12 protein-coding genes, 1 tRNA gene, 2 pseudogenes and 2 other annotated features are annotated in these 12,554 nt (G+C 65.6%); of the genes and pseudogenes, 7 read left to right on the top strand and 8 right to left on the bottom strand.

The window, feature by feature from the left end; translation table 11 throughout:
- The first annotated feature begins 91 nt into the window (after positions 1 to 91).
- The 3 genes from GBRO_RS25345 to GBRO_RS13900 all read left to right on the top strand — a co-directional run bounded on the left by GBRO_RS25345 (position 92) and on the right by GBRO_RS13900 (position 4,534).
- Positions 92 to 835 (top strand): hypothetical protein, encoded by a 744-nt coding sequence (locus tag GBRO_RS25345; RefSeq protein ID WP_223374272.1) that lies wholly within the window; start codon positions 92 to 94, stop codon positions 833 to 835.
- A 324-nt stretch (positions 836 to 1,159) separates the two neighbouring features.
- A protein-coding gene (locus GBRO_RS13895; protein ID WP_370452859.1) for an IS3 family transposase occupies positions 1,160 to 2,442 on the top strand; the annotation gives its coding sequence in 2 pieces (ribosomal slippage) (positions 1,160 to 1,442 and positions 1,442 to 2,442; 1,284 coding nt in all).
- Positions 1,438 to 1,566, top strand: a sequence feature (AL1L pseudoknot). It overlaps the preceding gene by 129 nt.
- A gap of 436 nt (positions 2,443 to 2,878) precedes the next feature.
- On the top strand, positions 2,879 to 4,534 hold the full coding sequence (locus tag GBRO_RS13900; RefSeq protein WP_012834536.1) for an HNH endonuclease signature motif containing protein: 1,656 nt from the start codon (positions 2,879 to 2,881) through the stop codon (positions 4,532 to 4,534).
- A 69-nt stretch (positions 4,535 to 4,603) separates the two neighbouring features.
- On the opposite strand, the gene GBRO_RS13905 is transcribed toward GBRO_RS13900, so the two are convergent.
- The 4 genes from GBRO_RS13905 to soxR all read right to left on the bottom strand — a co-directional run bounded on the left by GBRO_RS13905 (position 4,604) and on the right by soxR (position 7,491).
- Positions 4,604 to 5,473: a hypothetical protein gene (locus GBRO_RS13905; protein WP_012834537.1), complete on the bottom strand. Its 870-nt coding sequence runs from the start codon at positions 5,471 to 5,473 to the stop codon at positions 4,604 to 4,606.
- A gap of 317 nt (positions 5,474 to 5,790) precedes the next feature.
- Positions 5,791 to 6,117: a hypothetical protein gene (locus GBRO_RS27075; RefSeq protein WP_223374273.1), complete on the bottom strand. Its 327-nt coding sequence runs from the start codon at positions 6,115 to 6,117 to the stop codon at positions 5,791 to 5,793.
- A gap of 57 nt (positions 6,118 to 6,174) precedes the next feature.
- Complete coding sequence (locus tag GBRO_RS13915) at positions 6,175 to 6,918, bottom strand: ferritin-like domain-containing protein (RefSeq protein WP_012834539.1); 744 nt, start codon at positions 6,916 to 6,918, stop codon at positions 6,175 to 6,177.
- Between the two features lie 96 nt (positions 6,919 to 7,014).
- The gene (gene soxR, locus GBRO_RS13920; RefSeq protein ID WP_012834540.1) at positions 7,015 to 7,491 is read right to left on the bottom strand and encodes a redox-sensitive transcriptional activator SoxR; all 477 of its coding nucleotides are present in this window, start codon (positions 7,489 to 7,491) and stop codon (positions 7,015 to 7,017) included.
- Positions 7,492 to 7,531: 40 nt separating this feature from the next.
- Between soxR and GBRO_RS13925 the strand changes: the two genes are divergently transcribed.
- Positions 7,532 to 8,956: an MFS transporter gene (locus GBRO_RS13925; RefSeq protein WP_012834541.1), complete on the top strand. Its 1,425-nt coding sequence runs from the start codon at positions 7,532 to 7,534 to the stop codon at positions 8,954 to 8,956.
- 4 nt (positions 8,957 to 8,960) lie between these two features.
- Here the strand turns inward: GBRO_RS13925 and GBRO_RS13930 are convergent, their stop codons facing one another.
- Positions 8,961 to 9,371 carry a DUF1622 domain-containing protein gene (locus GBRO_RS13930; RefSeq protein ID WP_012834542.1) on the bottom strand — a complete coding sequence of 137 codons (411 nt, stop codon included), beginning with the start codon at positions 9,369 to 9,371 and terminating at the stop codon, positions 8,961 to 8,963.
- Positions 9,372 to 9,441: 70 nt separating this feature from the next.
- A pseudogene (locus GBRO_RS13935) lies at positions 9,442 to 10,179 on the bottom strand (exodeoxyribonuclease III); the annotation flags it as partial.
- 49 nt (positions 10,180 to 10,228) lie between these two features.
- Between GBRO_RS13935 and GBRO_RS13945 the strand changes: the two are divergent.
- Positions 10,229 to 11,481, top strand: a protein-coding gene (locus GBRO_RS13945; protein WP_085948627.1) for an IS3 family transposase whose coding sequence is annotated in 2 segments (ribosomal slippage) — positions 10,229 to 10,523 and positions 10,523 to 11,481 — 1,254 coding nt in all. Because the reading frame shifts where the segments join, the coding sequence is not laid out codon by codon here.
- Positions 10,513 to 10,644: a sequence feature (AL1L pseudoknot), on the top strand. (Overlaps the previous gene by 132 nt.)
- 29 nt (positions 11,482 to 11,510) lie before the next feature.
- On the opposite strand, the pseudogene GBRO_RS27080 reads toward GBRO_RS13945, so the two are convergent.
- Positions 11,511 to 11,666, bottom strand: a pseudogene (locus tag GBRO_RS27080) (endonuclease/exonuclease/phosphatase family protein); the annotation flags it as partial.
- On the opposite strand from GBRO_RS27080, the gene GBRO_RS26365 reads away from it, so the two are divergent.
- Both GBRO_RS26365 and GBRO_RS13955 read left to right on the top strand, forming a co-directional pair.
- A complete protein-coding gene (locus GBRO_RS26365; protein WP_169309846.1) occupies positions 11,635 to 11,802 on the top strand; it encodes a hypothetical protein in 168 nt (55 codons plus the stop codon). The pseudogene GBRO_RS27080 and the gene GBRO_RS26365 sit on opposite strands and share 32 nt — an antisense overlap.
- A gap of 13 nt (positions 11,803 to 11,815) precedes the next feature.
- The gene (locus GBRO_RS13955; protein WP_012834543.1) at positions 11,816 to 12,313 is read left to right on the top strand and encodes a DUF3253 domain-containing protein; all 498 of its coding nucleotides are present in this window, start codon (positions 11,816 to 11,818) and stop codon (positions 12,311 to 12,313) included.
- 111 nt (positions 12,314 to 12,424) lie between these two features.
- Here GBRO_RS13955 and GBRO_RS13960 read toward each other — a convergent pair.
- Positions 12,425 to 12,498: transfer RNA gene (locus GBRO_RS13960), tRNA-Pro, on the bottom strand.
- Positions 12,499 to 12,554 lie beyond the last annotated feature (56 nt).

Here is a 12,554-nt window from a genome sequence, read left to right on the forward strand (position 1 = left end):
TCAAGACGTTCAGAACGCCGTCGACTATCGCGATCTCGGGACGGGGACGAGTGGGGCGACGTTCTTCCGCACCATCGGGTCATCGGTCGGTGTGGCCGTCTTCGGCGCCGTCTTCAACAGCCAACTCGATTCCCACCTGTCCGCCGGCGTCCCGCCCGCGGCGGTCGGGCCGTGCTCGGCGGAAGTGCTCGAGGCCTCCACGCTGAGCCTGCCCTCGTGCCCGCCGGTCGTCCAATCACGGTTGGACGGCTTCACCGACGCCTTTCAGACCGTGTTCCTCGTCGCGGTCCCCATCGGGCTCCTCGCCTTCGGCCTCTCGTGGTTGCTACCCGAGGTCGAGTTGCGCACCGTCACCCGCATTCCCGAACCCAGCGAATCCTTCGGAATACCTTCTGCACGAACATCTCTGGAGGAGTTGCGGTTGCAGGTCTGGCGCACGCTGGGCCGAAGACCGACTGCGCATCTGGGAGATGGTCGTCGCCACCGCCGGCAGTCCGCTGTCCCGCGGGGAGGCGTGGATGGTCAGCCGGGTGGCCGAGGAGACGACGCGGGATTTCGCCACCATGGTCTCGGTGTCCGGCACACCGCTGCCCATCGTCGAAGACACCGCCGAGAGGCTCGCGGCCGCGGCATGGTGACCATCGACGGCGGAATCGCGAGGATCACGTCGGCCGGGAGCGCAGAGGCGGATCGTCTCCTCGAGGCCCAACGCGAGCGGCTACGCACGTTCGTCGCGGACTATCCGGGCAGCAACGAAGCCGACGTGGACGAGATACTCGACGAGATCGCCCGACGTCTGCACGATGAGGTGCCCACCGGACTCGACGTTCGGTAGGAAGTTCCCCGACCCGACGTCGGCTGAGCAGTCTATGGGGTTGGTTGTCAAGGGCTGGTTTTCGGTGTGTGGGCGTGTATGTTCGACTGCTGACAAGGAATCTGTTTGCCGCAGTTGGGTGCTGGGGGTTGTTGGGTTGCCGGGGTCCGGGGTGCCCTGCGCGTGCTCTACCTAGCGGTCAATCGGGTTGTTCCCGACAGTCTTCATTCGAGCTTTGGTCGCGCGAGGGTGGGACTGCTCATGCTCAGCCGCGGGTTGTTCCCCAGGTGCTTTGAACCGCCCCGGGTTCGTCGGAGGCTCTCGAACCTGTGAAGGATGGAGAGCATGGCAGCACCTCGGAAGTACAGCATTGAGCTGAAGGAGCGAGCGACGCGGATGGCGGTGGAAGCCCGCAAGGACCCGGCCACACGGCCGGGAGCGTTCAAACGGATCGGCGATCAACTCGGTGTGCACCCGGAGGCGCTACGCACCTGGGTCAAGCAAGCCGAAATCGATGGCGGGCAGCGGCCGGGTACCACGAGCAGCGATTCCGAGCGGATCGCGCAGCTCGAGCGGGAGAACCGCGAGCTGCGGCGGGCGAACACGATCTTGAAGCAGGCGTCGGCTTTTTTTGCCGCGGAGATCGACCGCCCACAGCGTTGATCGTGGAGTTCGTCGCCGCTTCTCGCGACGAACACGGAGTCGATCCGATCTGCGCGGCCCTACGCGACACGGCCGCCCAGATCGCTCCGTCCACGGTACGAGCCCACCTGAGTGCGAACAAGACCGAGGCGCCACGCACGGTGCGTGACCGGGAGATGCTCGGCGAGATCCGCACCGTGCACGCCGACAATCTCGGCGTCTACGGTGCCCGCAAGGTCCACGCCGAACTACGCAGAAAGGATATCGACGTGGCGCGCTGCACTGTCGAACGATTGATGAAAGCCGATGGACTGCAAGGGATACCGAGGTTGAAGACACGCAGGACCACCCGCAGCGATGGCGCCGAAACCCCGCAACCGGCCGACCGAGTCGGCCGGCAGTTCACCGCCGAGGCGCCGAACACCTTGTGGGTGGCGGACCTGACCTACATCCGCACCCACTCCGGGTGGGTGTACGCGGCGTTCATCCTCGACGTGTACTCGCGCGTGGTCGTCGGCTGGCAGGTCTCGACCACGATGCACACCGACCTCGCATTGGACGCCTTAGACATGGGATTGTGGGCGCGTGATCGTGCCGGCCAGGATGTGGCCGGACTGATTCACCACTCGGACCGCGGAGTGCAGTATCGAGCGATTCGTTACACCGAGCGTCTCGCCGAAGCTGAAGCGGTGACTTCGGTTGGCTCCAAGGGTGATTCGTATGACAACGCGATGGCCGAGGCGTTCAACTCGTTATTCAAGGCGGAATGTATCCGCAACCCGATCATGCGCCCGAAGAGCGGGTGGGGCGGTGTCGGCGACGTCGAGATCGCGGTCGCCGAGTACATCGAGTGGTTCAACCACCGCCGTCTGCACGGCGAGATCGGACACGTCCCGCCGGTCGAGTACGAGGCCGCCTACTGGGCGGCCCACACGGTCACCAGCTACCGTGAGAACCCGGTCCCAGCAGAGGCCGGAACCAACTAACCGAGCCTCCAGCAAACCCGGGGCGATTCACGTTGTCGTGAGGCACGATCTCACGTAACCGCTTGATCCGGGCATTACGGCGGTTGTCACCACGACTCAACCGACTACGATTAGACACTGACATCCTCCTAGTTTTGGTTCTGGGACACCAAGCCCGACATCAACCAAAACAGGAGGATGTCGCTGGCTTCCAATCCCTCAACCCATTACTAGGTGCCCCTACGCCGGCTGACCTGTCCCCCGACGTCCCCCTTTCGCCGGCTGAGGTGTGAGGAGCGCTAGTCACAAGCCTCGAAGCCCTGACGACACACCCGATCCACGCAACCACCACCGTGAGAGCACTCGACAAAATCAGAGGTTGCACAATCCGACAAACCGATCTAACATCGAAAGTAGGTTCGAAGAACACCAGTTCGACACAAGGGGGGTGACCACAGTGAGCGACCAGCCACCATTACCACCACAGCTCACCGACCTGATCGCCCAACTCCACGCCCTCACCGACGAACTCCAGCAGGTGGACCTCACCGCCTGCTCCGACGATGACCTCATCGCTGCCGCCAACGCGCACGAACAAGCCATCACCCGATTGACCTACGCCGGTGACCGGCAACTGGTGGAGATCACCGCGCGGGATCTGCCGCGGCAGATGGGCTACCGCTCGGTGCCGAACTTCTTCAACCATCGTCTGCGGATCTCCAACCCGCAACGCCGCCGCACCCAACTGGCGGCCACCGCCACTCAACGATCGTTGACCGGCGACACCACCGAACCGAGGTTTCCGGTGCTCGCCGAGGCGTTCGCCGCCGGCACCGTCGGCACCGGGCACATCACCACGGTGCTCGATGTGCTCGACCAGATCCCCGCGTCGGTCCCCTTCGACAAGAAGACCGCGGCCGAGCGGCAGATGGTCGACATCGCCACCGAGTTCGCGCCTGCCGAGATCGCGATGGCCGGTCAACGCCTGTTGGGCCATCTCGATCCGGACGGGTCGCTGACCGGTGATGCTGATCGGGCGCGGCGCCGCGGAGTGTGGATCGGCAAACCGCGTACTGATGGGACCTCGCATCTGTCGGGCACCCTTACCCCGGAATTGGCGGCCCGACTGTCGATGATGATGGCCGTGTTCGGCCAACCCGGCCTCAACAACCCCGACGATCCCGACGCGCCGAACGGGGCCTACGAGAACGCTGATGCCGACCACGTCGCCGACGCCGCCTGCCGTGACTACCGCACCCCCACCCAACGCAACCACGACGCCCTCGATGCGGCCCTGGAAGCCATGTTTGCCGACGGGACGCTGGGCACCACCCACCGCGGTCTGCCGGTGCAGTTGATCATCAAAGCCGACCTGAGCGATCTGATCGCCGAGACCGGGTACGGTGTCACCGCCACCAACACCCTGCTACCGATGACCGATGTCATCCGGTTGGCCGCGCAGGCACAGCCGTGGTTGGCGGTGTTCGAGGACGCCACCCCGATCCCCCTGTTCTTCGGGAAAGGCAAACGGTTCGCCACCCAAGCCCAACGCATGGTCAACTTCGCCCGCCCCGACGGACACGTCTGTTCCGCCCACGGCTGTGATCAGCCGGCGGCGTATCTGGAACTGCATCACGCCCAACTGGACTGGGCCGACGGCGGACTCACCGACATCATCGACATGACCGGCGCGTGTCCCAAACACAATCGGATGGTCGGACCCAACCCCGGCCAATACACCACCCGCATGATCGGCGACGGCCCCGACCGCGGACGCTGCGGCTGGACCCTCAACACCCGCCCCGGCGCACCACCCAACCCCGAACGGGTCAACCGCACCCCCGACCTGGCCGCCGGATTCACCAAACACCTCGCGCAGGTACGCGCCGAAATCCACGGCCCACCTGGCAATGGGCCGACGACCGACGACCCGACAACCGATGTTCCCGACATGGACACCGGACGATCAGCGCTGCCCACTGAACAAGGCGCGATCGACCAACAGGTCCGCGAACTCGCCCGCCTCCAGCTCCGTCAGACCATCAACCCCGACTCCGTCGTCGAGACCCGGCTCGCCGCACTCCTCGAAACGCACCTCGGACTCAACAACTGAACCGGCGCCTGCGATGGACCACTTGATTCCGATCCCTGACGTGTGAGGAGCGAGGTGGACCACTCCGCGTCACACCTCGATGCGAACGTTCTCAGGGTGGATCATGAGTTCGATCGGGACAACGAATCCGATTGCGACATTGAAAGGTTCGATTTCCCACTCACGCAGCGCGGCGGTGGTCAGCGTCGCCGCCTCGATTCGTGAGGTCGCCGACAGTGTCGCCACGAGTGTCGCGCGATCGTTGGCTGCAGACGTTTCGCCCCAGCTGCCGACCGTGGGCGCCGGAGAAGCCGAGATCACTGAATATGTCCACGCGTTGACAGTTGAAGTACTGATCAGGACAGCCGGTTCACCCTTTCCCGGGTTCGGTCCTCGGCCGACCACCACCTCACCCCTCGCCTGCGCACCCTCTGCCGCCCGAATAATGTACTGCTCCACGTCCTCCCAGCACCCGTCGTACAGCCCGCCGCGTCGTACGGGACCGAGTTGGATGAACAAACCCCTGCCGATGGTCGACTCGCTCGCATGCGAGAAACGACTGGTGATTCCTACGCAGATCATTGACGTCGACGAATCGAAGCTCGCGACCTCGCGATAGTGCGCACGGCCGTACCGACGGGTGGATACCGCCCCCGAACACAACACCTGTTCGAGATCGTCGCAGTCCGTGTGCGACTTGATCTTCATCAACACTGGTTCCCCGTCTCGCCACATGCGCACATGCTCGGACATGGCCAGACCCAGTGACACCTCAGTCGATTGTGTCGAGTCGAACCCCTTGGTGACATCGTTGGTTGCGCTCATAAGTCCCCCGATCGAGTTGGTCACCCCATCATCGCGAACCTCGTACTCGCTGACGTTTACGCGCTCACCGCTGTGGACAGGGAAACGTAGCCCGTCGGATGGTGCAGTAAGGGTCCGGGCGAGTGCCAGAATCATTCACTCCGGGATACCCCGCGCCGACGATCGCCCGATCGTGGCTCGGCTTCCCACCCGGCCGCAAACGGCGACGGCGTAACCCTCCGACGCCGCAGGACCGCGATCGCCGCAGTGGTGACGACCAGCGCCACGATCGTCCCGACCGCGATGCCGACGACGGCCGTCGTCTCCCCTGCGCGGCCACGATGATCCCGACGAAGGCCCAGACCAGCGTGAGTGGGTAGGCGACGAGCACGGACCCGACTGCGGTGGTGACGGCCAGCCCGACCACGGCGCACGCGAGGAGAATGGCCACCTGCCAGCCCAGTGACTGCGGATCAGCGAGGTCGGCACCGATCGCGGCTGCCCAGTTCTGGAAGACGGCTGCCGTTGCCCAGGCCGCGTAGACACCGACGAGGACACGAGGTCAGGACCGTGAGCCACGGCGGCGCAGAGTCGTCGGCCGGCCGCGCGGCGATCCGGGCCGCGTCGAGCAGGACCACCGTCATGACGATCAGGACGATCGGGGTCACCCAGGTCCATTCGGGTGCCGACACCAGAATCCACACCGCCGCGCCGGCGAACGCGACTTCGAGGTCGATGAGCAGGCGTCGCGGATTAATGGTCCTGGCGGCGCCCTTCCACACCACGAGGAGGGCGAACACGATCGACAGCAAGTGGATGTGACTCCAGATCGAGAACGTGTAGCCCCACCGGGGTGATCAGGAGATCGGTCGTCGACTCGTTGGGCGACGCACCGAACCCGCCGGTGGCGCGGAATCGAGTACGGCATCGGACACCACGACGAACAGTCTCCAGGTGTCGATGATGAACCGGCGCCGTGAGACTGCGAGGTCGCGCAACGCCGGCCCGTGGTCTAGCCCGACAACCACCGTCACCACCAGGGCCGCGGTGCGCCACAGATATACGAGTACATGTCGAACCGCGGCCGGATGGTGCCCGAATCGTTCTCGGAGACAATCGATCTGGAACGGGACATGGCGGTGCTCGTCGTCGAGGATTCGTTCGGCGACGTCGGTGAGCAGGCGATCTTCGCCCTCGGCCAGCGCCCGGTAGTACCGCAGTGCGATCACTTCGGCGATCGCCAGGATCATCACTTCGAGCCGGAGCCCGAGCAGTCGTCGCAGATGAACGAAGACGGTGTCGGACCAATGCCGGTCAACGGTGCCGTGACCGCCGGCGCGGAGCAACGCGGCCAGCATTCGCGCATGGTTCTGCTCTTCGGCGACGAAGAGGCGGACCGCCGCGGCGTAGTCGGTGTCGCCGCTAAGGTCGGCCTTCGCGATGAGGTGGGCGCCATCCCCGCTCTCCCCGACCTGGAACCGCTGGAGGCTGAGCACCACCGCGGGTGTGAGATCGGTGCCGCCGGCCCAGTCGGGCTGGGCTCTCTGCGAACGTCGGTGTGCCGCGACACGGAAGTCGGCCAGCCACTGCTGCGAGTCCATACATCCAGCCTATGGGCACATCTCGGCAGCCCGGCCGCCGTTGTGCACGATCTGAACGACACACGGCACCCTGCGCGCGTGGCCGGCCGCGCGACCTCAGTCCACGTCGCCGGGGTCGATTGCGGGCAGTAGTCGGGGCCCCGCGCCGGCAGATCCCAGTTCGTCATCGGGATTGAGGACGCGACAGCTGCGCAGCGACACGCAACCACAGCCGATGCACTCGACCAATTCCTCCTCCATCCGCTCGATCTCTTTACGTCGGGCCTCGAGTCGTCCGCGCCATCGCTCGCCGATGCGCCGCCAGTCGGTCTTGGACGGCATCCGGTCCTGCGGGAGGTCGGCGAAGACCTCGGCCACCTCGGCCAGCGGGATACCCATGCGCTTGGCCACCTGGATCACCGATACGCGTCGGATCACGTGGCGGGCGAATCGGCGTTGACCGCCCGAGGTCCGGGTCGAGCTGATCAGCCCTTCCCGCTCGTAGAAGTGCAAGGCAGACACCGCAACTCCGGTCCGGCGTGCAACCTCTCCGACGGTCAGCAGATCGGTCGGGACAGGCTTGATCTCATTCATGCTTGACCTCAACTTAAGTTCAGGTTCTAGCGTAGCCCACATGACCGCTGAAGACACAAGAGCAACAGGAACTTCCGAGACCGAGACGCCGCTCGGCAGACCGGTTGGCAGCTGGCGCGAACTCTTTGGCGCCGACCACGCCACGGCCTCACTCGTTCTGGCGGGCGGTATCGCCGTGTACGCCATGAACACCTTCGTCACGGCAGCGCTCCTCCCCTCCACCATCGCTGACATCGGTGGCGATCAGTACTTCGCTTGGGTGACAACCACTTTCATGGTCGCCTCGGTGCTCGCCTCGATGCTGGTCGCCCGCACTCTCGCCGCGATGGGTGCCGCACGTGCCTACCTGACGGCCTTTCTGCTGTTTGCGGCCGGATCTCTCGCCGCCGCACTCACCCCGACGATGGAACTCCTCCTTGCCGCGCGGGTGCTCCAGGGACTCGGTGGCGGACTCCTCGCCGGACTCGGCTATGCCGTCATTCGCGACGCACTCCCCGAACACTTGTGGACCCGTGCCACCGGTCTCGTCTCGGCGATGTGGGGGGTTGGCACTCTCCTCGGACCAACAACGGGCGGATTCTTCGCCCAGATCGGCTTCTGGCGCGGTGCCTTCTGGTTGCTGGCGGCCGTGGCGGTGGTGCTCGGGGTGCTGTCCACTCGCGCATTGCCCAGGGGCAGTTCGGAGTCCGACGACTTCGGGAGGCTGCCGGCGACGTCTCTCGTCATGCTGGTTCTCGCGGCCACGGCGTTCAGCATCGCGGCCATCGTTCCGGTCGGCGGGCCGACCGCTGTTGCGCTCGCGGCCGGTGCCGCGCTGGTCGGCGGATTCATCCTGGTGGACAGCCGCGCGTCGTCGCCGGTGTTGCCGCACATCACCTATCAGCGTGGCAACCCGCTGAAGTGGTTCTACATCGTCCTCGGCATCCTCAGCGCCGCAGCGATGGCCGAGATCTTCCTGCCGAAATTCGGCCAGGATCTCGCCGGGATGACACCGCTGGTCGCAGGTGTCTTCGGCGCGACGGTGTCGATCGGCTGGAGTGTGGTGCAGCTCTTCAGCGCAAGCGTCGACAGCGAGCGGATCGGCAGACGGCTTATGATCCTCGGACCGGTGTTCGTGACGGTCGGCCTCGCTGTCTATGCCGCGACGCAGCACGTCACCGCGGCATGGATTCCCGTGGTCTGGGTGGTCGGCCTCATTCTCGCCGGAGCCGGTGTGGGTCTGGCCTTCCCCCACCTGAGCGTGGCGGCGATGCGCAGCACCGACGATCCCGTCGAGGGCTCGAAAGCCGCGGCGGGGGTGGGCACGGCCGAACTCATCGCGAACGCCATCTCGTCGGCGCTGGTCGGCACCCTCGTCGTGGTGGGCGGCCCCGGCGCGGCGGGTTCGATGATGATGGGGGCGGGACTCGCCGCACTCGGCGCGCTCGGGGTTGTGGCCATCGTTGCCGCCCTTCGCCGCGAGTGACAGCTCACGAGGCCGAGCCGGCGCGCTTCGCGTCGGTTTCGGCGGATACGGCCTGGGCCATCACCGTGGCGCCGGACCGCAGCGCCCGGCGCCACGGGAGCGCTCCCTCGACCTCGATCTGAATCGACATGCTCAGTACCGTTCGCAGCAGCACGATGATCGCGAGTACACCGACGTCGGTCAGAGAGGGCTTCGACGTGATGGTCCTGATCAGGTCGGCGGCGACAAGGATCTCCAGCCCGAGCAGAATGGCGCCGCCGAGAGCGTTGCGCAGAACGGTGAACGCACTCGAATCCCGTTGCAGTGCACGACGTCCGGCGACGATGAAGGCCACCACGAATCCGACGATCATGGCGAGCACGCCGATCACCTCGAAGGCGGTCGCAACCCCGTCGAACACCTCGTGAATCTGCATCGCCCCAGCATACGGCGAGGATTGATTACCGGCCCCATATCGACCGGACCACCCCTCGCGCGCAGCGCAGTCAGTGATCCCGGTAGGTCACGACGAGCGGGGCATGGTCGGACAGCCGCTCGGTCGCCGAAAGCTCTTTGTCCACAATCACTTCCGTGGCGGCCGCGGCAAGTCTGGGTGTCGCGAGCTGGTGGTCCACGCGCCAGCCCACGTTTTTGGTGAACGACTCCCCTGCCCAACTCCACCACGTGAGCGGACCAGGTTGATCACCATGTACTCGCCGCACCACGTCGACGAGCCGACGTGACCCGAGGATCGAGTCGAACCAGGCGCGGTCTTCGGGAAGAAACCCGTCCATCTTGCGGGCCGCCCGCCAGTTGGTCACGTCGTGCTGCGTGTGGGCGAGGTTGAGGTCTCCGACGAGAAGATACTCACGACCGGCACGCAGCGCAGCGAGCCGGTTGCGGTCCAACTCGCGCGCGAAGGCACTCAGAAATCGCTGCTTGCGTTGATACTTCGCCCCACCGTCGGGCTGTTCGCGCATCGATCCCGGACGCTGGAGGTGCGCGGGGAGCCCGCCCTTCGGAAGATAGAGACACGCCACGGTCACCGGGCGGTCGCCGAGGTCGACCTCGATGTAGCGCCCATGCGCCGCGAACTCACCCAGCCCACGTGCCCGCGGCCGGTGCGTGACCCAGGTTCGTACGGCGACGGCGGGCGTTCTCGTCAGGACGGCGACACCGTTGCGTCCGGCCACCGATCCCACGTCCACCGCAGCCTGGTATCCGGCGATCACACCCACCTCTGAACCGTCCTGGGTCTGGTGGAGACCGTGATCTCACCAGGAGAATGCTGTTATGGGAGCACCACGGAAGTTTGACCAGGAGACGCGTGAGCGTGCCGTGCGGATGTATCAGGATCGGCTCGGCGAGGTGGGCGGGTCGAAGTCGGCGGCGCGCCGGCATGTCGCCGAGATGCTCGATATCAATCAGGCGACGCTGCGTAACTGGATCGAGAAGGACACGCCGGTGGTCTCCTCGGGGGTGAGTACGACCAGTGGGGAGTTGGATGCCCAGGTGCGTGAGCTGCGTCGTGAGAATTCCGAATTGCGCAGAGCCAATGAGATTTTGAAGACGGCGTCGGCGTTTTTCGCCGCGGCGGAGATCGACCGCCGACTTCGTTGATCGTCGAGTACATCGACGATCACAGGGACAGGTTCGGGGTCGATCCGATCTGCCGGGTACTCACCGAGTACGGAATGCAGATTGCCCCATCCACCTACTATGCCCACAAGCAGCGTGGCCTGGTCTCGGCAGCGATGCTCGAGGAGGCCTACGCCGCTCATGCCGTCTACCAGCAGTTCGAGAAGAACCGCGGTGTGTACGGGGTGCGCAAGATGTATCACACGATGTGGCGCGCCGGTCACGTGATGGGTCGTGATCAGGTCGGCCGGCTGATGGGGATCTGCGGCATCTCCGGTGCTGTACGCGGCAGCCATCGCACCACCACGACCCACCGAGACGATAGGGCGCCACGATTCCCTGATCATGTTGAACGACAATGGGATACACCGACACATCCGGATCAGTGGTGGGTGGCCGACTTCACGTATGTGTGGACATTGGCGGGGTTTGTCTACGTCGCGTTCCTCGTGGATGTGTTTTCGCGACGCATCCTCGGGTGGCGAGTCATGGCGAGCAAGCACACACCGTTGGTGACGAGTGTTGTCGAGCAAGCGTTGTTCGCCCGCCGCCGATCCGGATTCGACTTCACCGCAACCGGTTTGGTTCATCACAGCGATGCGGGCAGTCAGTACACATCGTTGGCATTCACCGCTGCGCTGACCGAGGCCAACATCACCGGATCCATAGGATCGGTCGGCGATGCGCTCGACAACGCGCTCATGGAGTCGGCGATCGGCTTGTACAAGACCGAACTGATCGACACCGGCCGCGCCTGGAAGGACCGCGGCGAGGTCGAACGAGAGACCGCCGCCTACGTGCACTGGTTCAACGCCGAGAGGCTGCACTCCTCCCTGGGCTACTGCTCACCCGTCGAGTACGAGACGCGCTATCGTGACAGCGTCGCCTCCGTGGCGGAGGTGGCCTGAACCAGGTCTCTATCCGATCCAGGACGGTTCACCTCCGACGCCGGGCACCGCAGCTCCTGCAGCGCGACCACGTCCGGCGACCGGGCCGCCAGCCAGCGGTCGAATCCCCGACGACGTGCCGCCCGGATCCCGTTGACATTGAAGGTGGCGACCGTGAACGACGAGTCTCCGGTGAGCGTGCCCATGATCAACAACTGTGCCGCACGGGCACATCTGTCTGCGAGCCGGTCGGTGGGCGCGATTGCCGAGCCAGAGCTGTCCGCGGACCCGAACACAGCCACCACTACATCCGCGGGTTCGGCGACGGCGGCCCGACGATGATTACGGTGGAGACATGGGCGAGCCGGAGGCGACAGCGGACGGACGGTACATCGTCGTCGACGGCCGGCGCTGGCGGGCGACGGACCCCGCGATCCCCGAATCGTTGCGCCGGCAGCTGGTGGACGAGTTGATGGACGCCCGGCGGGCGGTGCGGTCGGACCCGGACACGGCGCGACCGAGGGTGCGCGACGCCAAGGTGGCTCTCGGTGAGCGCGGCGAGCCGTGGTGGGAGGACCCGTCGGACGAGGGGCGGCGCACCCGCATCGAGAGCGCGATCCGCGCGATGGCACACGCCCGCGCGCCGAAGACGCTGTGTCCGAGTGAGGTCGCCCGCATTGTGGGCGGCGAGCAGTGGCGTCCGCTGATGCCGCTGGTGCGCGAGATCGCGGACGACCTGTCGGAGCGAGGCGTCATCCGCGTGACACAGACGGGCGTGCCGGTGGTGGCGACCGAGGTCAAGGGCCCGATCCGCCTCAGCGCCACAGATGCGATGGAGCCGGAAGACCCGTGACGGACAGTCGGCTTGGTGGGCACCGGGGCCTCGGACGCCAATGCGTCCAACGTGTGTCTGAATCACGACGCTGCAAACACGAAACCCCACCGTTGCCGGCGGGGTCACTTGTCGGGCTGACAGGATTTGAACCTGCGACCACCTGACCCCCAGTCAGGTGCGCTACCAAACTGCGCCACAGCCCGTTGCCCCGTGAGGGGCGTTCAAGAGCCTAGCCGACGATCCCGTCCGCAATCCAATC

Source organism: Gordonia bronchialis DSM 43247, from assembly GCF_000024785.1.
GTDB lineage: Bacteria > Actinomycetota > Actinomycetes > Mycobacteriales > Mycobacteriaceae > Gordonia > Gordonia bronchialis.

What these genes read in the sequence shown, in the direction of transcription:
- GBRO_RS13905 (WP_012834537.1), bottom strand. Translation starts at nt 5,473, where the DNA reads ATGATTCTGGCACTCGCCCGGACCCTTACTGCACCATCCGACGGGCTA.
- GBRO_RS13915 (WP_012834539.1), bottom strand. Translation starts at nt 6,918, where the DNA reads ATGGACTCGCAGCAGTGGCTGGCCGACTTCCGTGTCGCGGCACACCGA.
- soxR (WP_012834540.1), bottom strand. Translation starts at nt 7,491, where the DNA reads ATGAATGAGATCAAGCCTGTCCCGACCGATCTGCTGACCGTCGGAGAG.
- GBRO_RS13925 (WP_012834541.1), top strand. Translation starts at nt 7,532, where the DNA reads ATGACCGCTGAAGACACAAGAGCAACAGGAACTTCCGAGACCGAGACG.
- GBRO_RS13930 (WP_012834542.1), bottom strand. Translation starts at nt 9,371, where the DNA reads ATGCAGATTCACGAGGTGTTCGACGGGGTTGCGACCGCCTTCGAGGTG.
- GBRO_RS13955 (WP_012834543.1), top strand. Translation starts at nt 11,816, where the DNA reads ATGGGCGAGCCGGAGGCGACAGCGGACGGACGGTACATCGTCGTCGAC.